We start from the raw sequence: 18157 nt of genomic DNA, 5'->3' as shown, positions 1-18157 counted from the left end.
ACGGGAAACTTTCTGGCTGTTCCGGCCGAGACACAGCCAGGAGGTGGCAATGAAACATCCGGTAGACGTTCACGTAGGCAAACGGGTCAGGCACCGGCGCTGGATGGTCGGCATGACCCAGCAGCAGCTTGCGACGAAGGTCGGTATCAAGTTCCAGCAGATCCAGAAATACGAAACCGGCATGAACCGCGTCAGTGCCTCCCGCCTCTGGGACATCTCGGTCGCGCTCGAGGTTCCGGTCGCCTATTTCTTCGAAGGCATCGAGGCCGAGGACGGCATCGATCAGGTCTCTCCGGCAGGCGATCTGCTGGCAGACAAGGAGGCGCTCGATCTGGTGCGGTCCTACTACGCCATCCCCGAGGACCAGCGCCGGCAGCTTTTCGAGCTGGCACGGGTGCTCAGCAACGCGGCCTGACGGCCTGACAGACAAGCCGCGCCAGCCCCGCAGGGTTGGTCCCGACGCAGCCAGCGCGGCCACTCCCACATACACTTTGCAATCCTCTGCCGCGGAAGTTTCCTTGTCCCAGTCGCTGATCGACACCGCCCATGCCCTGGCCGACGCGGCCCGGGCGGAAACCCTTGCCCATTTCCGCCAGCGCGGGCTCGGCGCCGACAACAAGGCGGCCGCGGGCTTCGACCCGGTCACCGAGGGCGACCGCGCCGCCGAGGCCGCGATGCGCGCCATCCTGGCCGACCGCCGCCCGGAAGACGGCATCTTCGGCGAGGAATTCGGCATCACCGAAGGCAGCTCCGGCCTGACCTGGGTGCTCGACCCGATCGACGGCACCCGCGGCTTCCTGTCCGGCACGCCGACCTGGGGCGTCCTGATCGCCGCCTGCGAGGGCACGCGCCCGGTCTACGGCATCATCGACCAGCCCTTCATCGGCGAACGCTTCGAGGGCGGACTGGGCACGGCGCGCTACAGCGGACCGCAGGGCGCTTCGGCGCTCGCCGCCCGCAAGGGCGTCTCTCTGTCCGAGGCGATCCTGTTCTCCACCTTCCCCGAAGTCGGCAGCCCGCGCGAAGGCGCGCTGTTCCACGAGGTCGCAGCCAGGGCGCGGCTGACCCGCTACGGCACCGATTGCTATGCCTACGGGCTTCTGGCGCTCGGCCATGTCGATCTGGTGATCGAGGCCGGGCTGCAGCGCTATGACGTGGCCGGCCCGATCGCGGTGATCGAGGCGGCGGGCGGCATCGTCACCAACTGGACCGGCGGCCCCGCCGACGAGGGCGGGCGGCTGATCGCGGCCGGTTCTGCAGACCTGCATGCCGAGGCGCTTGCCGTGCTGTCGCAGGTGGCCGAGACCGAAGGCGCCGCATGAGCGGCCTGCTGATCCGGAACGCCGATGTCGTCGTCACCATGGACGGCGCGCGTCGGGAACTGCCGCAGGCCGACATCCGGATCAAGGGCGGGACGATCGCCGAAATCGGCAGCGGCCTGGCCCCGGCGGGCGAAGAGATCCTGGAGTCCGCCGGCTGCGTCGTCACCCCGGGCCTCGTCAACACCCATCACCACCTGTTCCAGACCCTGACCCGCGCCGTCCCCGCCGGTCAGGATGCGCTCCTCTTCGGCTGGCTCAGGACACTCTATCCGATCTGGGCGCGCTTCACCCCGGAACACATGCGCGTCTCGGCGATGACCGGGCTTGCCGAGCTGGCGCTGTCGGGCTGCACGCTGACCTCGGACCATCTCTATCTCTATCCGAACGGGTCGCGGCTCGACGACACGATCGACGCCGCACAGGAGGTCGGCATCCGGCTCCTGGCCACGCGCGGCGCCATGTCGATCGGCGAAAGCGCCGGCGGCTTGCCGCCCGACAGCCTGGTCGAGCGCGAGGCAGCGATCCTCGAGGACTGCATCCGCGTCGTCGACGCCTTCCACGATCCGGGCCCGGGCGCGATGATCCAGGTCGGCATCGCCCCCTGCTCGCCCTTCTCGGTCAGCCGGGACCTGATGCGCGACGCCGCGATCCTCGCCCGCGAAAAGGGCGTGCGGCTGCATACCCATCTGGCCGAGAACGACGAGGACATCGCGTTTTCCCTGGCCAATTTCGGCTGCCGCCCCGGTCAGTATGCCGAAGAGCTGGGCTGGACCGGCGCGGATGTCTGGCATGCCCACTGCGTCAAGCTCGACGGCTCCGAGATCGACCTGTTCTCGCGCAGCCGCACCGGCGTGGCGCACTGCCCCTGTTCGAACTGCCGCCTCGGCTCGGGCATCGCGCCGGTGCGCGCGATGCGCGATGCGGGTATCCGGGTCGGCCTGGGCGTCGACGGCTCTGCCTCGAATGACGGCTCGAACCTCGTGACCGAGGCCCGCATGGCGATGCTCCTGCAACGGGTGTCGCGCGGCGCCGACGNCGCGCGGCGGGGCGGAGGTGCTGGGGCGGCTCCATGATCTCGGCACTCTGGAGCCGGGCAAGCGCGCCGACATCGCCATCTGGGACGTCTCGGGGGTCGAGGCGGCCGGGACTTGGGACCCGGTCGGGGCGCTGCTCCTGTCGGGGCCGAGGCCCGGGGGGCTCCGGCCGGCACCGGGGCGAGCGGCTTCCGTGGCGCGCGCTGGCGGGCGGTACGGTTCCGGTTCAGGCTCCCCGGCCGGGACGGTCGATCCGGGAGAACAGGAGCGGCAGCGAGGCGAGCACCAGCACCGTGTTGCGGTTGCCGAAGACCACGCCGAGTGCGCGCGCGGAGGGCCCCGGCAGATGCGAGCGGGCGAGGTTGCGGATCGCCAGGTGGCCGCCGAGATTGACCGCCAGCGCGAGGCCGAGCAGCGGGAGAAAAGTTATGGTCCCTGCGTAAGGACTGCGCTTTTTGCGTCATGGCAGAACGATCCTCGAATGGCGCCTGCACCTGATCCACGTCCCAGTCGGCGACGAAAATCGCCCGCANCGAGCCGTCGCCGAAAGACATAGAGCACCGCTTGTGCAGTCGTGTAGGCCTGATTGCGCGTGGTGAGCCCCGTCTGCTCGATAAGCTTACAAAGGAACCGATCGAAATCATCCGAAGAATGCTGATATTCGATCGGCCTCGGCATTTATATCAGCCCATCGAGGCTGAGAGACAGGCGGCCAAGCCGGTCGTCGGCAAACGGATCGACGCCCGCCTGGTAGAGGATCAGCTGCGGCCGATGCTCGCCTAGGAAGGGCGCGAGCGTNTTTTCGGCGTGGATTGAATAGGTGACGATACCGGGACGGCCGGCGAGCAGCGCAGCGGTGCCGTCGCCCTGATGCACGTCGCAATCGACCACCGCGATCCGGTCGACCGTCCCTTCCTCGATCAGGCGGACCGCCGCGAGCGCAAGGTCGCGGCCGTTCCGCAGGCATGCCCCTCCCCGCAGAACATGGTCGCCGGCATGCCGGTCACGCTGCGGCAGCGCATGGGCCGCCGGACGGTCCCGGGAAGCTGACGCCTCCGGCGGAGAGGGACGGCACGGCCTGGCGGGCGCTGCCAAGCTCCCGGAACCGGCGAAGATCTGGCGGACCCCTGCCTCGGATCCTGAGGCCGGGATCGGACATCGCGCCGGCATCCCGGTCCCGGAAATCGCCGATGCTGCCTGTTCTGCCGAGAAGCCGCCGACCGTCGGGGGCACGCGGACCGCAGGCGCCGTCCCGGCCGGCCATCCTCGGGGCGCTGGGTGGAGTCGATGACGACGACCGAGAGCCCCTCGGGCAGCTCGACGTCGGCGCCGTCGACGATGTGCGCCTCGATGACGATGACGATGCCGTCCACGGCCTGCTNGGCCGCGTTGACGGCGATGGCGTCGAGGGTGCGCATGTTGCCGTAGGAGGAGAGGGTGAACATCACGACGCCGAGGTTGCGGAACCGGCCGGAGCGCAGGGCGCGCGCCGCGTGGTTCGGCCGGTAGCCGAGGGCGTGCATGGAGGCCAGCCGCTCCGCGCAGCTCGGCAATCCTGCCGCGCAGCGCTTCGGCCAGCTCCGCCGCGCCGATGGTTTCCGCCCCGTCCTGCATGCCGTGATCTCCCTGCTCCGGAGGCCGCCCGAGGCGGCCTCCGGAGCAGGGATCACATCGGCATGACGCCCTGATGACAGGCGCCCGCGGAGCAGGCTCAGACCCGCTTGGAGAGCGCCTCGCAGAGCGCGCCATAGGCCTTGGCGGCGGCGCTGCCTGCCGGGGCGAAGGAGGCGACCGGCGCACGGTGCACGCCCATCTTCTCGATCTCCGAGGCAAAGGGCACGGTCACGTCCAGAAGCCGCTTGGGATAGGCTGCGCGCATCGCCTCGATGGTCTCGCCATGCAGCTTCTTGGTGCCCTGCACCATCGAGAAGAAGCCGAGGATTTTCTTCTTCGGCAGGCCGTTCGCGTCGAAGAATTCGAGCAGCTGCTCGAAGGTGCGCTCGTCGAACCGGTCGAACAGGCCGCCATGGCCGGGGATCAGGTTGGAGCTGNTCCTTGACCCCTGCGCGGCGCTTCAGCGCGCTTTCGGCGATGTCGCCGAGCTGCGAGGCCATCGACAGGCCGATCGACAGGCCGATCACCTCGTTGCCGCCGCCGAGAAGCGCGATCGCGCCCCAGCCGACCAGCGCGGCGCCGACCCAGCCCGCGACAGTTCCGGACCAGGTCTTCTTCGGACTGATCTTCGGCCAGAATTTCGGCCCGCCGATCAGGCGGCCGGCGAAATAGCCGAAGACATCGGTGACCACGACGACGAGGATCAGCCAGGCCATCCAGGCCGCGCCGAAATCGACCCGCACATGCACGAGCCCGAAGCCCGCCAGCAGCATCAGCACGGAGAAGACCGCGAAGGTCATCTTGCGGTGGCCGAGCCGCGCCAGGCCGACGAAGGCCGGCAGGATCAGGAAGGGCACNGCCNCCAGCCCTCGGGCAGGAGCATCGCCAGAAGCGACGAAACGGCGGCAACCGCGGCAAGCACGACCGGTTCGCCCGAGCCGCACATCCGCGCCAGCTCCCAGACCATCAGCCCGACGGCGGCGGCCACGAAGACGGCCAGGACGGGGCCGCCGATCGACACCACCGCCAGGCCGAGCCCCGCCATCACCAGCCCCGACAACAGNCCGCGGGACGAGATCGGCCATCTTCGACCCCGTGGCCTTTCCGGCCGGGCCGGTCATGTCAGCACGGCGCCGAAGCGGCGTTCGCGGGTTCCGAAATTCTCGAGGATGCGGCCCAGCTCGGCGCGGCCGAAATCCGGCCAGAAGACATCGGTGAACTCGAACTCCGAATAGGCCGCCTGCCAGAGCAGGAAGTTGGAGATGCGCGTCTCGCCGGAGGTGCGGATCACCAGATCCGGATCCGGCAGGTCGGCCGTGTCCAGATAGGGGCGCAGGCTGTCGGCATCGACGGTTTCCCCGNCAGATGCGGCCGCCGGCGACATCGGCCGCCATGCGCGCCGCGGCACGGGCAAGCTCGTCGCGCGCGCCGTAGTTCAGCGCCACGGTCAGGTTCAGCGTGTCGTTGCGGGCAGTCGCCTGCTCGAGCTCGCCCATCATCCGGCGCAGCTTGGAGTTCAGCGGACGGCGGTCGCCGATGAAGCGCACGCGGACGCCCTCGCGNCACCAGCTCGCCGGTCTCGGAGCGGATGAACTGCCGGAACAGCGCCATCAGCCCGGCAACCTCGGCGGGCGCACGTTTCCAGTTCTCGGTCGAGAAGGCATAGAGCGTCAGGTAGCGGACGCCGTGATCCGGACAGGCCTCGACGACCTCCCGGACCCGGCGCGCGCCCATCTTGTGACCGAACAACCGCGGCTTCCCCCGGCTCTTGGCCCAGCGGCCATTGCCATCCATGATGATCGCGACATGNCGCTGCCGGCGTAACGGAGGAATCTTTTGCCGCCAATTTATCCTCGTTCGATGGACTGAACATACAGGCCCCGAAGGGCAAAACAGGTAAAGCCCGCAAAAGCGGGAAATGGGAACATGCAGGCGGTTAAACCTGCATGATCTCGGCTTGCTTGTGCTCGAGCGTCTTGTCGACATTCGCAATCGCGGCGTCGGTCAGCTCCTGGATCTCGTCGGCCCAGATCTTCTGGTCGTCCTCGCTCATGCCGGCGGACTTGGCCTTCTTGATCTGGTCCATGCCGTCGCGGCGCACGTTGCGAATCGCGACGCGGGCATGCTCGGCATATTGCGCGGCGACCTTGGTCAGCTGCGTCCGGCGCTCTTCGTTCAGCTCGGGGATCGGCAGGCGGATGATGGTGCCGTCGACCACCGGGTTGATCCCCAGGCCGCTTTCGCGGATCGCCTTCTCGGCCTTGCCGACCAGCGACTTGTCCCAGATGTTGATCGTCAGCATCCGGGGCTCGGGCACGTTCACGGTGCCGATCTGGTTGATCGGGGTCGAGGCGCCATAGGCGTCGACATGGATCGGATCGACCATCGTTGCCGCCGCGCGGCCGGTGCGCAGCGTCTGGAATTCGTGCTTCAGCGATGCCATCGCGCCGTCCATCCGGCGCTTCAGGTCGTCCAGGTCGATCTCTAGGTCATCTTCGGTAGACATGAGCGAGCAGCCTCATTGTTTCTTTCGTTGCCGGCTCGGACCGCGGGGCGGGAGCCGGATTGCATGGGGGCGGAGCCGCCCGGGCCGCAAGGGCCCGGCACGGTTCTATACGCCTAACCGTGCACTCTTGTATAGGTCCCCTCGCCCCGCAAGATGCCGCAGAACCCGCCCGGCTCGTCCAGCGGGAAGACAATGATCGGCNTTCGAGTTGTCGCGCGCCAGGGCGATCGCGGAGGCATCCATGACCTTCAGGTTCTTCGCCAGGACCTCGTCATAGGTGACGCTGTCATAGCGTTTCGCATCCGGATTGGTGCGCGGATCCTTGTCGTAGACCCCGTCGGTGCCGTTCTTGCCCATGAAGATCGCCTCGCAGCCCATCTCGTTGGCGCGCAGCGTCGCGGCAGTGTCGGTGGTGAAATACGGGTTGCCGGTGCCGGCGGCGAAGATGCAGACCCGCTTCTTCTCGAGATGGCGCACGGCGCGGCGGCGGATATAGGGTTCGGCCACCTCGTCCATGCGGATCGCGGTGATCACGCGGGTATGGATGCCGTGCGCTTCCAGCGCAGCCTGCATGCCGAGCGCGTTCATCACCGTCGCCAGCATCCCCATGTAGTCGGCGGTGGTCCGCTCCATCCCCTGCGCCGAGCCCTGCAGCCCGCGGAAGATGTTGCCGCCGCCGATCACCATGCAGATCTCGACGCCGAGGTCATGAACCTTCTTCACCTCGGACGCGATCCGCTCCACGGTGGGCGGATGGAGGCCGAAGGCCTGGTCCCCCATCAGCGCTTCGCCGGAAATCTTGAGCAATACGCGCTTGAACGTCACCGGCGNTCGCTGCTTTCTCGTCACNCCATGTCACACNAAATCCTCGAAGTCCTCTCTTGCGCCGCGACATTGTCCGNAAACCCGCCCCGGGCACAACCGTGCTNCGAGGTGCCCCAACGCCGCGGAGGCGGGAATGTCGGTGNGATAACCGCCTGCCCGCCTGCGATCCCGGCCGTCCGGTCCTGCTCTCGGGCTGCACCGCCTCCGGCAAATCCGCCCTCGCGCTCGGCCTGGCGCTGCGCCAAGGGCGCAAGGTGGTGAATGCCGATGCGCTGCAGGTCTATGACGGCTGGCGCATCCTGACCGCGCGCCCGGACGATGCCGATCTCGCCGCCGCGCCGCACCTGCTCTACGGCCATGTCGGCTACCGCGAGACCTATTCGGTCGGCGACTGGCTGCGCGAGGTCGCGCCGCTCCTGGCAGACGGCCCCGCGCCGGTGATCGTCGGCGGCACCGGGCTCTATTTCCGGCATGCTGGGCGCGACCGTGCTGTTCCTGATGGTGGAGCAGGTGGTGGGCTTCCCGCCCACGCCCTGGGGCTGAGGACATGCGCAGGATTTCCGTTTTCGGCGCCACCGGATCGATCGGCGACAGCACGCTCGACCTGATCCGGCGCGATGCCGGGGCCTACCGGGTCGTCGCGCTGACGGCCGGGGGCAACATCGCCAAGCTGGCCCGCCTGGCGCGCGAGTTCCGTCCGGAAGTCGCGGTCACCGCCTATCCCGAGCGTCTGGACGAGCTGCGCGGGCTTCTGGCGGGCAGCGGCATCGAGGCCGCGGCCGCTGGTGCTGGAATGCGGGAACCTGCCGCCCTATGCCGGGGCGCTGCGGCAGGCACTGCGGCTGCCGGTCTATTCGCTGCTCGACGCCGCGCGGATGGCCGCGCCGCTGGATTGACGGAAGAGGAAGACGAGACAATGACGGTGACGGTCTACACCAATGCCCGGCTGGTCCTGCCCGGATCGGAGGCGCTGAGCGCGCCCGGTTCGGTGACGGTCCGGGACGGCCGCATCGCGCAGGTCGGCGGCGCGGCGCCCGAGGGCGCGGACACCGTCGATCTGGGCGGGCTGACGCTGATGCCGGGGCTGATCGACAGCCATTTCCACGTCGTCGCCCATTCGCTCGATCTGTGGGACAACGCCACCGCGCCGGACTCGCTGGCCGCCTTCCGCGCGGGCCGGATCATGGAGGAGCTGCTGGATCGCGGCTTCACCACCGTGCGCGATCTCGGCGGCGCCGATCTGGGGCTGGTGCGCGCGGTCGAGGACGGCTTCGTCGACGGGCCGGATCTGGTGATCTGCGGCAAGGGCCTGTCGATGACCGGCGGCCATACCGACCTGCGCGCCCGCACCGACATCCGCCCCGACGCGATGGGCTGGCGGCTGGGCAACATGGGCGTGCTGGTCGACGGCGTCGACGAGATCCGCCGCACCTGCCGCAAGATGCTCAAGGAAGGCGCGCGCTTCATCAAGGTGATGGCCAATGGCGGCGTCTCCTCGCCGAACGATCCGATCGACGCGATCCAGTATTCCGCCGACGAGATCCGCGCCATGGTCGAGGAGGCCCGCAACGCCAATACCTATGTCTCGGCCCATGTCTATCACGACGCCGCCATCCGCCGCTGCGTCGAGCTGGGCGTGCATTCGCTGGAACACTGCAACCTGATCACCCCGGAGACTGCGCGGATGGCGGCCGAGGCGGGCTGCATCGCGGTGCCGACGCTCGTTGCCTATGAGGGGCTGAAGCTCGAGGGCGCCGCCCTGGGGCTGGGCGCTGCGGAGCAGGCCAAGATCGACATCGTCCGCGACAAGGGAATCGAGTCGCTCGCCATCATGCGCGAGGCCGGGCTGCCGATGGCCTATGGCACCGACCTGCTGGGCCAGCTGCGCAAATACGGCGGCATGGAATTCGACCTGCTCGCCAAGGTGCTGGGCCCGGCCGAGATCCTGCGCTCGGTCACCGAGACCGGGGCGAAACTCTGCCGGATGGAGGGCGAGGCCGGCGTGATCGCGCCCGGCGCGCGGGCCAACCTGATCGCGGTCGAGGGCAACCCCTTCGCCGACATCACCCTGCTCGGCCGTCCGGAGACGCATCTGCGGCTGGTGCTGAAGGACGGCCGCGTCGCGCGGGATTACCGCCGGGCCTGACCGGCGGTTGCCGTCCGGCGCCGCATCGGGCAGGGTCGCCGCGCATCTTTTTCCAAACGCGCGGCGCCCCTGACATGTCGAAGACCACCCTGAACAAGGCCAATCTGGAAAAGCTCGGCGCGGAGACCCTCGCCGCGCTGGTGATGGAACTGGTGCAGGGCAGCGCCGCGCTGAAGCGGCGCGCGCGGATGGAGCTCGCGGCCGCGCAGGGTCCCGAAGAGGTCGCCGCCGACATCCGCAAGCGCATGGCCTCGCTGCGCCGCGCGACCTCGTGGATCGACTGGCAGAAGCAGCGCGCGCTGGTCAAGGACCTCACCGGGCTGCTGTCGATGATCGCAGGCTCGATCGCGCCCGAGGACCCCGACGGCGCCTTCGAGCTGCTATGGTCCTTCCTGCAGCTCGCCCCCTCGATCCATGCCCGCACCGATGACGGCAACGGCGCGCTCGGCGAGGTTCTGGGCGGCGCGGTGGAGATGATCGAAGCGCTGGCGCCGCGGCTCTCCGCCGATCCCGAAACCCTGGCCGAGCGCATTCTCGACGCGGTGGCGGCGGCGGATTTCGGCGAGTTCGACGGCATCATCCCGGCGCTTTCCGGGGCGCTGGGGCCGACGGGGCTGGCGCATCTGAAGGAGATCGCCACCGCCTGGCAGGCCGCGCCGCCGGACCGCGCCGATCTGGAGCGCTACCGCAGCTACGGGCTGTCCTCGCCCGCCGACACCGGTGGCGACCTCGCCGCGGCTCCGCGGGGCCGCAGCCGAGCTGGCCGGGCTCGGACTGGCCGATCTCGGCGACCGCAGCGACGGCTTCGCGCTCTTCGAACTGGCGCTCGATCCCGGCGAACGCTTCTCCGGCCGCCTGCTTGCGAAGCAATCCGCCCGGTGATTGTGCACAATCTGCGGCGCGGACCGTATTTGATCGCGCCGCCGGATTGCCCTCCCTGACAAGGGTCCGGGCCGCGGGCAGGCTCCGCCCCATCCATTTGCTTCCGGAGGGGAGGAACGTCCGATCATGTTTCTGCGCGCCATGACCGCGGTCGCCGCATTCGGGCTCGGGGCCGTTGCGGCCCAGGCCGAAACCGATGTCCAGCTTGCCCTGGACTGGAAATTCGAAGGGCCTGCGGCGCCCTATTTCGCGGCCATCGACAACGGCCATTTCGCCGCGAACGGCCTTTCGGTCGAGGTGCTTGCCGGCCAGGGCTCGCTCGACGCGATCCCCAAGGTCGCGACCGGCGCCTATCCCTTCGGCTTCGCCGACATCAACTCGCTGATCAAGTTCAAGGACCAGAACCCGGACGCGCCGGTGATCATGGTGATGATGAGCTACGACAAGCCGCCTTTCGCTGTGATCGGCCGCGCCTCGCTCGGGGTCTCCGAACCGCAGGATCTCGAGGGCAAGGTGCTCGGCGCACCGCCGCCCGACGGCGCTTGGGCGCAATTCGCCCCCTTCGCCACCGCCAACGGGCTCGACATGGAAACGATCAAGGTCGAACCCGTCGGCTTCCCGACCCGCGAGCCGATGCTCGCGGAGGGCAAGGTCGACGCGGTGACCGGCTACAACTTCTCGTCCTTCCTCAACCTCGCGCGGCTCGGCGTGCCGGAAGACGACATCACCACCATCCTGATGGCCGATCACGGCCTGTCGCTCTACGGCAACGGCATCATCGTCAACACCGATTTCGCCGAAGACAATCCCGAGCTGGTCAAGGGCTTCCTCGCCGCCGTCGCGGCGGGCTGGAAGGACGCGATCGCCGATCCGGCGGCCGGCGCCGCCATGGTGATCGAGCGCAACCCGGCGGGCGATGCCGAACTGGAGACCCGCCGCCTGCAGATGGTCATCGACGCCAACGTCCTGACCCCCTGGGTCGCCGAGCACGGCATGGGCAATATCGACCCCGGCCGTTTCGCGGCATCGCTCGAACAGATCGCCGAGACCTACGAGTTCCAGGGCACGCCCGATCCGGCGTTGTATTTCACCGATGCCTACCTGCCCGAGGGCGGCTTCGCGCTCGACTGAGTTCCGGCCTCTCCGCACGCCCTGTCCCGCCCCGGGCTTGACCCGGGGCCTCTTCCTGTCCTGCGAGGCCCCATGTCCGCCGAGATCGGCGGTCCCCTGCCCGTGCTCGACCATCTCGACGTCAAGATGCCGCCGGGCAGCTTCACCGCCTTCGTCGGCCCCTCGGGCTGCGGCAAGTCCACCCTCACGAAGCTCGTGGCCGGGCTGATGCGCCCCGACGAGGGCCAGGTCTGGCTCGGCGGGCAGATGGTGAAATCGCCCCGCGCCACCGTCGGCATGGCCTTCCAGAACCCTGTGCTGCTGGAATGGCGCTCGATCCTCTCGAACGTGCTGCTGCCGCTCGAAATCGTCCCCAACAAGCTCTCCAAAGCCGAGCGCACCGCCCGCGCCCGCGACCTCCTGGCCCTCGTCGGCCTGTCGGATTTCGAGGACAAGCGCCCCTCGGAACTGTCGGGCGGCATGCGCCAGCGCGCCTCGCTCTGCCGCGCCCTCGTCCATCGTCCCGAGGTGCTGATCCTCGACGAGCCCTTCGGAGCGCTCGACGCCTTCACCCGCGAGGACCTCTGGCAGACCATGCACCGGCTGCGCGCCGAGGAGAAGTTCACCGCCGTGCTGATCACCCATGACCTGCGCGAAAGCGTCTTCCTCGCCGACGAGATCGTCGTCATGTCCGCCCGCCCCGCCCGCGTCCAGTACCGGATGCAGAGCCGCCTGCCGAAAAACCGCGACCTCGAAATCCTCTATACGCCCGAGGCCGTCGAGATGCTCGCCACGCTGCGCCGCCAGATCCGGATCGCCCAGGGCAGGGCCGCGGCATGACCCTGCTGCGCAAGATCCTCGTGCCGCTCGCGGCCATGCTCCTCTTCCTGCTCTTCTGGGAATGGCTGGTCTGGGCCAAGGGCTGGCCGGACTACAAGATGGCCTCGCCTTCGGATCTCTGGCCCGCCTTCTGGAAATACCGCTGGCTGTTCCTCGAAAACGGCTGGCAGACGCTCTGGCGCACCGTCGCGGGGCTGCTGCTGGCCGTCATCGCCGGCACCGGGATCGGCATGGTCATGGGCTTCTCGCGCATTGCCCGCGAAGGCCTCTATCCGCTGCTCGTCGGCTTCAACGCCATCCCGAAGGCGACCGTGGTGCCGATCATGGCACTGATCTTCGTCGGCGAGCATGATTTCAACACGATCATGATCGCCTTCATGATCTCCTTCTTCCCGATCGCGGTCTCGGTCTCGATCGGACTTTCCACGCTGGAGCCCGAATACCGCGACATCCTGCGCTCGCTCGGGGCCTCGCAGCTGACGGTGTTCCGGAAAATCGCCCTGCCGAAGACCCTGCCCGAATTCTTCGGCGCGCTGAAGGTGGCGGTGACGCTGGCCTTCATCGGCACCAACCTGATGGAGATCGTCTCGCCCCATGGCCGCGGCCTCGGCGCGCTCTTCGACTCGGGGAAAATCAGCGCGGATTATCCGCTGATGTTCGCGGTGCTGATCGCCTTGGCCTTCCTCGGCATCGTGCTCTACTACATCGTCGTCGCGCTGGAGAAGATCTTCGCGGGCTGGGCGGAGCGGCCGCAGGGCTGACCCGGTTCCGGCACCCAAGGCGCAGAATGCTTGTTTCCTTAAACGCCTTGGAAAGGGAATTCAGGGCATGCATGGCGGGACCCTCGTTCCGGATTGGCCATGTTCTCCCTGTTTTCCTTCCGCCAGAAACCGCCTTCCCCCTCCCGCAACCCCCGGCTGGAGGCCATCGAACGCAGCCATCTGGTGCTCGTCCTGGCCCCCGACTGGACCGTGAGAGAGGCCAATGCCACCTTCTGCGATGCGACCGGACATGGCGCTGCCGACGTCACCGGCGGCAGCTATTTCGACCTCCTGCGCGCCAAGGACCGCGGAACGCCTGACATCGAAAGGCTGCAGGCAGAGGTGGCCGCCGGACAGGACGCCGCCCGGATCATGCCGCATCTCGACAAGGCCGGACGCGAAATCTGGCTCGACCTCATGGTCTCGCCGGTGACCGGCGCGGACGGCACGGTGCAGGAGATCCTGATCACCGCGCATGACATCACCGCCTACCACCTGCGCCGCCGCGACAACCGCGGCCAGGTCGATGCCGTCGCCCGCAGCATGGCGGTGATCGAATTCGATCTCGACGGCACCATCCTGACTGCCAACAGCCATTTCCTGAACGCGACCGGCTACGCGCTCGACGAGATCAAGGGCCGCCACCACCGCATCTTCATGCCCGAAGGCGAGGCCGAGGGACGGGACTATGCCGAATTCTGGCACCGCCTTGCCACCGGCGCCTCGGAAAACGGCAAGGTCCAGCGCATCGCCAAGGACGGCAGCGTGATCTGGCTGGAAGCCACCTACGAAACCCTCATCGACCCCGAAGGCCGTCCCTTCAAGGTGGTCAAATACGCCTTCGACATCACCGAGGCGAAGAACCGCGAAGCCGACGTCAACGCAAAGCTGGCCGCGATCCAGCGTGTCCAGGCGGTGATCGAGTTCGATGCGCAGGGCAAAATACTGACGGCAAACGACATTTTCCTTAAGGCGATGGGCTACGAGCTGGACGAGATCGTCGGCAGGCAGCATGCCATCTTCCTCGACCCCGCCTATCGCGACAGTGCCGACTACGCCACCTTCTGGCAGCGGCTGCGCGCGGGCGAGACGCTGGCCGACCAGTTCAAGCGGATCGGCAAGGGCGGCCGCGAAGTCTGGATCGAGGCCAGCTACAACCCGATCCGCGATGCCTCCGGCAAGGTTGTCCGCGTCGTCAAGTTCGCGGTCGACACGACCGCTTTCCGCATCACCCTCGAAGAGGCCGGCCGCGCCCTGCGCAGCCTCTCCGACGGTGATCTCGCGACCCGGATCACCCGCGACCTCGGCGATCTCGACGCGATCCGGGAAAACTTCAACGAGGCGATCTCCAAGGTCGATTCGGTGATCACCGAAGTGCTCGGCCAGTCCGGCGAACTGGTGGCCGATTCCGCCGGGATCCGTGGCGCCAGCGACGATCTCGCGCGCCGCACCGAACGCCAGGCCGCAACCCTGGAACAAAGCGCCGCCGCCCTCGAGGAGCTGACCAATTCCGTCGGCGGCACGACCGAGCGCAGCCGCGACGCCCGCGGCGAGGCCCAGCAGGCGAAGCAGGAAACCGTCGAATCGGCAGCCGTCATTGCCGTCGCCATGGAGTCGATGGGCAGGATATCCGCCTCCTCCGAGAAAATCTCCAAGATCACCAGCGTGATCGACGACATTTCCTTCCAGACGAACCTTCTGGCGCTGAATGCCGGGATCGAGGCCGCCCGCGCGGGCGAGGCCGGACGCGGTTTTGCCGTGGTGGCCTCCGAGGTTCGCGCCCTGGCGCAGAGATCGGCGGATGCCGCGCGCGAGATCGCGGAGCTGATCGCGGAATCCGGCCGCCAGGTCACCGACGGCGTGCAGCAGGTCGGCGATGCGGAACGCGCGCTCGCCAAGATAGACGCCCGGATGACCACCGTCCTCGACCTCATCCGCAGCATCGCCGCCTCGGCGGAAGAGCAGTCCTTGGGGCTCGGCGAAATGAACCGCGCGATCAGCGACCTCGACCGGGTCACCCAGCAGAACGCGGCCATGGCCGAGGAAACCAACGCCGCCGTCCAGAGCTTCGGCGCAAAGGTCGAGGCGATGCGCGACGAAGCTGCCTATTTCAGGACCACGCCCCCCGGCGGCGAAACCGCCTGGACAACCAACGGCACCGCCAGATCGCGCAGCGCCTGACCGGTCCGGCGCACGGCCACACCGTGGCCCGGTCGAGCCGACGCTCCCTGCGGCCCGCCCGCTCCGTTTGCAAGCCACCGCTCGATTTCGGAGCCTTGCCCATCAGCAGCACGATCACGCCAGAGACGCGGCGCTGTCGTGCAAGTTCTGAATGGAAGCCGATTTATGGGTCCTAAAACGCCCGGCATGGGCAAACCTGCGAGATCACCACTTGGCGATCGCAGCGTGTGGTTAAGGCGCCAGCGGCCAGCGCGCAGCGGCGCGCCATTCTCCAGCGCTGCGATCCGGGCAGTATGGCGGCGCAAGGTAGAACAGTCGGGCACGGGCCTGTCGAGTCCGGCCATTTCAACGAGGGTTGCGCTTGGGCCAACTGGTTACCGAAGCATCAGGCCGAACAGGACCTTCAGACGCAGGCATGTCTGTTTCGCAATCCCCGGGCAGGGCTCTGGCGGTCCGGGCCGTTTCCGGACCCGCCTCATTCGGAAAAGATCTCTGGTGATCCCGCTTGCCCCGGCCATGTAGCCGCCACTCCATCTCGGGATCAAACCAGATCGCCTGCGATCGTGTCCCGGGGGGCGGTGTCGCTTCCGGTGTCCATCGGGTCTCCCGGCAGGGTTGGGTTGCCGGCATCGCGCCGGTGAACGCCACCTGTTCGACAGACCCGGCGCAGCCTGGAGCGAGGGATGCCCCGATGGCCAAACCGATGATGGAGCTGCGCGCGCTCATGGCGGGCGCGGCCGCCGTCCCGGACGGCGATGCCGGCCTGCTGCGGCGGCAAGGCGGCGGCCGGCGCGCACGGCCTGCGCCATGACGGTCAGCGTCGTGCCGGTCACCCCGCTGCCGGGGAAGGCGGAGGCATCCGCAACGACGAGGTTCGGCACGTCCCAGCTGCGGCCCCAGGTGTCCACGACCGAGGCCGCCGGATCCGTGCCCATGATGGCGCCGCCGGTCTCGTGGATCGCCGAGCCCATGCACATCGACTTGGTGAACATCTTGCGGAAGAACAGGCGGCTGAGCGGATCGGCATGCGGGAAGCCGCCGCGGTTCATCTCGCGCAGGCCGAGCGGCGAGCCGATGAAGTCGAACGCGCCGCCGGCTCGGCAAACGATTTCCATCAACTCGTCCTGCTGCCGCTGGATCAGCGCCGTCTCGTAGTCATGCATCACGCAGCGGATATGCGGCACCGGGATTCCCCAGGCATCGACCCGCGCCGGGTCCAGCGTGATCCGGTTGTCCTCGTAGGGCAGCATCTGGCCGAAGCCGAAGAAGGAAAACGCGGCCGCATCGTCCCGCGAGGGCAGGGCGGCCCGCCCGAGGCTGCCCTGGAATGCGTATTCGCCGCGCTCGGCCAGCGGACGGTCGGCGCGGGCGATGAAGATGCCGCCGGGCTGCGCGTAGAACGGATCGGCCGGGCCGGAGCGGTCGTCTTCCCAGCCCTTCGCGGCGGGAAACTGGCCCTGTGCCAGCACCGGCAACTGGTCCATGAAGTACCGGCCGAGCTTGCCCGAGCTGTTGCCCAGCCCCTCCGGCTGCTCTTTCGTGGCGGAGTTCAGCAGGAGCCGGACCGTCTCGACCGGCGAGGCGCAGAGCATCACCGCCGCCGCCCGCGCGACATGGACGTCATGGCCGATCCGGTCGACGAATTCGACTCCAGTGGCCCGTCCTTCCGGGTCTGCCAGCACCCGGCGCACGACCGCATCATGGCGGATCTCAAGCAGCCCCGTCGCCTTGGCCTGCCGCATCGGCGGCAGCATCCGGTCGGGCTCGGCCATGACATAGCGCCAGGACACCACTCGCTGCGCGGGGTCGGCCGTCTCCACCTTTTCCCGGAAAATCCGTTCTGCCTGAGTAAGATAGGCCGGGTGGGCATAGAGGCTGTCCGGCATCGTCGCCGCCTGGTCCTCGTTGCCGTAGAGGCCGAGCATACGCTCTACTTCTTCGTAATAGGGCGCGATTTCGTCATAGCCGAACGCCCAGTCGAGCCCGCGTCCCGCCCGGCTATGGATGCGGAAATCGTCGTCGGTCCAGCGCATCAGGACACGGCCGAAGGAATGCATCCGTCCGCCTTCCTGGCGGCCGCGCACCCAGAGGAAGGGCTCCCCCTCCGGCGTCGTGTAGGGGTTCCTGCGGTCGTTCACGAAGAACCGTCCCATCTTGCGGGAGAAGAACAGCGCGCGCGCCTGCAGGTGCTGGCCCGCCAGCGTGGCAAGGCCGCGCTCCGGCAGGTTGATCGCGGTCTTGGGCTTGGCCTTGCGCGGCTTGAAATGCGCCGCGCCGACCGGCGGACCGGCCTCCAGCATGAGGACGGACAGGCCCTGCGCGGTGAGTTCGCGGGCGGCAAGGGCCCCAGCGGCGCCGGAGCCGACAACCAGCACGTCGTGGCGGGTCTCGGACATGTTGCGGTGTTTCCTGTACTCGGGTCGTTGCGTTGCGACCTCGCCATCTGCCGCGCGCGGCGTGGCCGGACGAAACGGTTTGGCAATCGTTTGCAAAGACCTGTCACCTTCCCGAGGAGCGGACAACCATTTTCCTTGCTTGTCCGTTGTCCCAGGTCCTGGAATTGGTGCATTTCGGGCAGATGCACAAAAACAGGGCCTGTTTCGCTCTCGGGCCCGGGAGGGGCGCTGCTGCGCAAATCAGCTGGAGCTCAGGGCTGCCCTGTCACGGAAGGCGTTGCCGCATTGGCTCGGCGCGTTGGAACCGGATCTTGCAGACCGGTTCAGAAGATGCCGGCCGGCGCATCGGCGGCATGGGCAGAACGGAGAGGCTGACGCACGTTCGCGGAGATCGCGGCCCCGCCGGCGGGTGTTGCAGCCATGATCTGGCTCTCCTGCAGGGCGTGCTTGACGGCATGAAGCGTCGCTCCGGTCCGCGGCAATGCGCCAGCACGGAGGGAGGCTCCGGGAGAAGCGGCCTCTTTGCAACCGGCAGCCTTG

12 protein-coding genes and 5 pseudogenes are annotated in these 18157 nt (G+C 68.1%); 10 read left to right on the top strand and 7 right to left on the bottom strand.

Going from position 1 to position 18157, the window contains the following annotated elements:
• Nucleotides 1–49: 49 nt before the first annotated feature.
• The 3 genes and pseudogenes from C7T91_RS27460 to C7T91_RS27450 form a co-directional block, all read left to right on the top strand.
• Nucleotides 50–415, top strand: a complete 366-nt coding sequence (locus C7T91_RS27460) for a helix-turn-helix domain-containing protein (protein ID WP_108263045.1) — start codon at nucleotides 50–52, stop codon at nucleotides 413–415.
• A gap of 103 nt (nucleotides 416–518) precedes the next feature.
• Nucleotides 519–1322, top strand: coding sequence for an inositol monophosphatase family protein (locus C7T91_RS27455; RefSeq protein ID WP_236638535.1), 804 nt, complete (start codon nucleotides 519–521; stop codon nucleotides 1320–1322).
• Nucleotides 1319–2507 (top strand): annotated as a pseudogene (locus tag C7T91_RS27450) (8-oxoguanine deaminase); the annotation flags it as partial. The gene C7T91_RS27455 and the pseudogene C7T91_RS27450, both read left to right, overlap by 4 nt.
• 527 nt (nucleotides 2508–3034) lie before the next feature.
• Here the strand turns inward: C7T91_RS27450 and C7T91_RS40510 are convergent.
• The 6 genes and pseudogenes from C7T91_RS40510 to pyrH all read right to left on the bottom strand — a co-directional run bounded on the left by C7T91_RS40510 (nucleotide 3035) and on the right by pyrH (nucleotide 7256).
• Complete coding sequence (locus tag C7T91_RS40510; protein WP_456237873.1) at nucleotides 3035–3526, bottom strand: hypothetical protein; 492 nt, start codon at nucleotides 3524–3526, stop codon at nucleotides 3035–3037.
• 541 nt (nucleotides 3527–4067) lie between these two features.
• Nucleotides 4068–4280: a hypothetical protein gene (locus C7T91_RS27435; RefSeq protein ID WP_236638555.1), complete on the bottom strand. Its 213-nt coding sequence runs from the start codon at nucleotides 4278–4280 to the stop codon at nucleotides 4068–4070.
• Between the two features lie 190 nt (nucleotides 4281–4470).
• A pseudogene (locus C7T91_RS40505) lies at nucleotides 4471–5175 on the bottom strand (phosphatidate cytidylyltransferase); the annotation flags it as partial.
• Nucleotides 5088–5764 (bottom strand): annotated as a pseudogene (gene uppS / locus C7T91_RS27425) (polyprenyl diphosphate synthase). The pseudogenes C7T91_RS40505 and uppS, both read right to left, overlap by 88 nt.
• A 142-nt stretch (nucleotides 5765–5906) precedes the next feature.
• On the bottom strand, nucleotides 5907–6476 hold the full coding sequence (frr, locus tag C7T91_RS27420) for a ribosome recycling factor (RefSeq protein ID WP_108263041.1): 570 nt from the start codon (nucleotides 6474–6476) through the stop codon (nucleotides 5907–5909).
• Nucleotides 6477–6589: 113 nt separating this feature from the next.
• Nucleotides 6590–7256 (bottom strand): annotated as a pseudogene (pyrH, locus tag C7T91_RS27415) (UMP kinase).
• Nucleotides 7257–7453: 197 nt separating this feature from the next.
• On the opposite strand from pyrH, the pseudogene C7T91_RS37180 reads away from it, so the two are divergent.
• The 7 genes and pseudogenes from C7T91_RS37180 to C7T91_RS27380 all read left to right on the top strand — a co-directional run.
• Nucleotides 7454–7768, top strand: a pseudogene (locus C7T91_RS37180) (isopentenyl transferase family protein); the annotation flags it as partial.
• 80 nt (nucleotides 7769–7848) lie between these two features.
• On the top strand, nucleotides 7849–9447 hold the full coding sequence (locus C7T91_RS27405) for a metal-dependent hydrolase family protein (protein ID WP_108263037.1): 1599 nt from the start codon (nucleotides 7849–7851) through the stop codon (nucleotides 9445–9447).
• Between the two features lie 74 nt (nucleotides 9448–9521).
• Nucleotides 9522–10388: a DUF6880 family protein gene (locus C7T91_RS27400; protein WP_108263035.1), complete on the top strand. Its 867-nt coding sequence runs from the start codon at nucleotides 9522–9524 to the stop codon at nucleotides 10386–10388.
• A gap of 67 nt (nucleotides 10389–10455) precedes the next feature.
• The gene (locus tag C7T91_RS27395) at nucleotides 10456–11460 is read left to right on the top strand and encodes an ABC transporter substrate-binding protein (protein ID WP_108263032.1); all 1005 of its coding nucleotides are present in this window, start codon (nucleotides 10456–10458) and stop codon (nucleotides 11458–11460) included.
• Between the two features lie 72 nt (nucleotides 11461–11532).
• Nucleotides 11533–12279 (top strand): ABC transporter ATP-binding protein, encoded by a 747-nt coding sequence (locus C7T91_RS27390; protein ID WP_108263030.1) that lies wholly within the window; start codon nucleotides 11533–11535, stop codon nucleotides 12277–12279.
• Nucleotides 12276–13040 carry an ABC transporter permease gene (locus C7T91_RS27385; RefSeq protein WP_108263028.1) on the top strand — a complete coding sequence of 255 codons (765 nt, stop codon included), beginning with the start codon at nucleotides 12276–12278 and terminating at the stop codon, nucleotides 13038–13040. Before C7T91_RS27390 ends, C7T91_RS27385 begins: the two co-directional genes overlap by 4 nt.
• Before the next feature lie 99 nt (nucleotides 13041–13139).
• Nucleotides 13140–15221, top strand: a complete 2082-nt coding sequence (locus C7T91_RS27380; protein ID WP_108263026.1) for a methyl-accepting chemotaxis protein — start codon at nucleotides 13140–13142, stop codon at nucleotides 15219–15221.
• Nucleotides 15222–15943: 722 nt separating this feature from the next.
• On the opposite strand, the gene C7T91_RS27375 is transcribed toward C7T91_RS27380, so the two are convergent.
• Nucleotides 15944–17617 (bottom strand): GMC oxidoreductase, encoded by a 1674-nt coding sequence (locus tag C7T91_RS27375; protein ID WP_108263024.1) that lies wholly within the window; start codon nucleotides 17615–17617, stop codon nucleotides 15944–15946.
• Between the last annotated feature and the right edge of the window lie 540 nt (nucleotides 17618–18157).

Origin of the sequence: Mangrovicoccus ximenensis, from assembly GCF_003056725.1 — a bacterium.
In the GTDB taxonomy this organism is placed as follows: Bacteria; Pseudomonadota; Alphaproteobacteria; order Rhodobacterales; family Rhodobacteraceae; genus Mangrovicoccus; species Mangrovicoccus ximenensis.
This window is presented reverse-complemented; position numbering and strand designations above follow the sequence as displayed.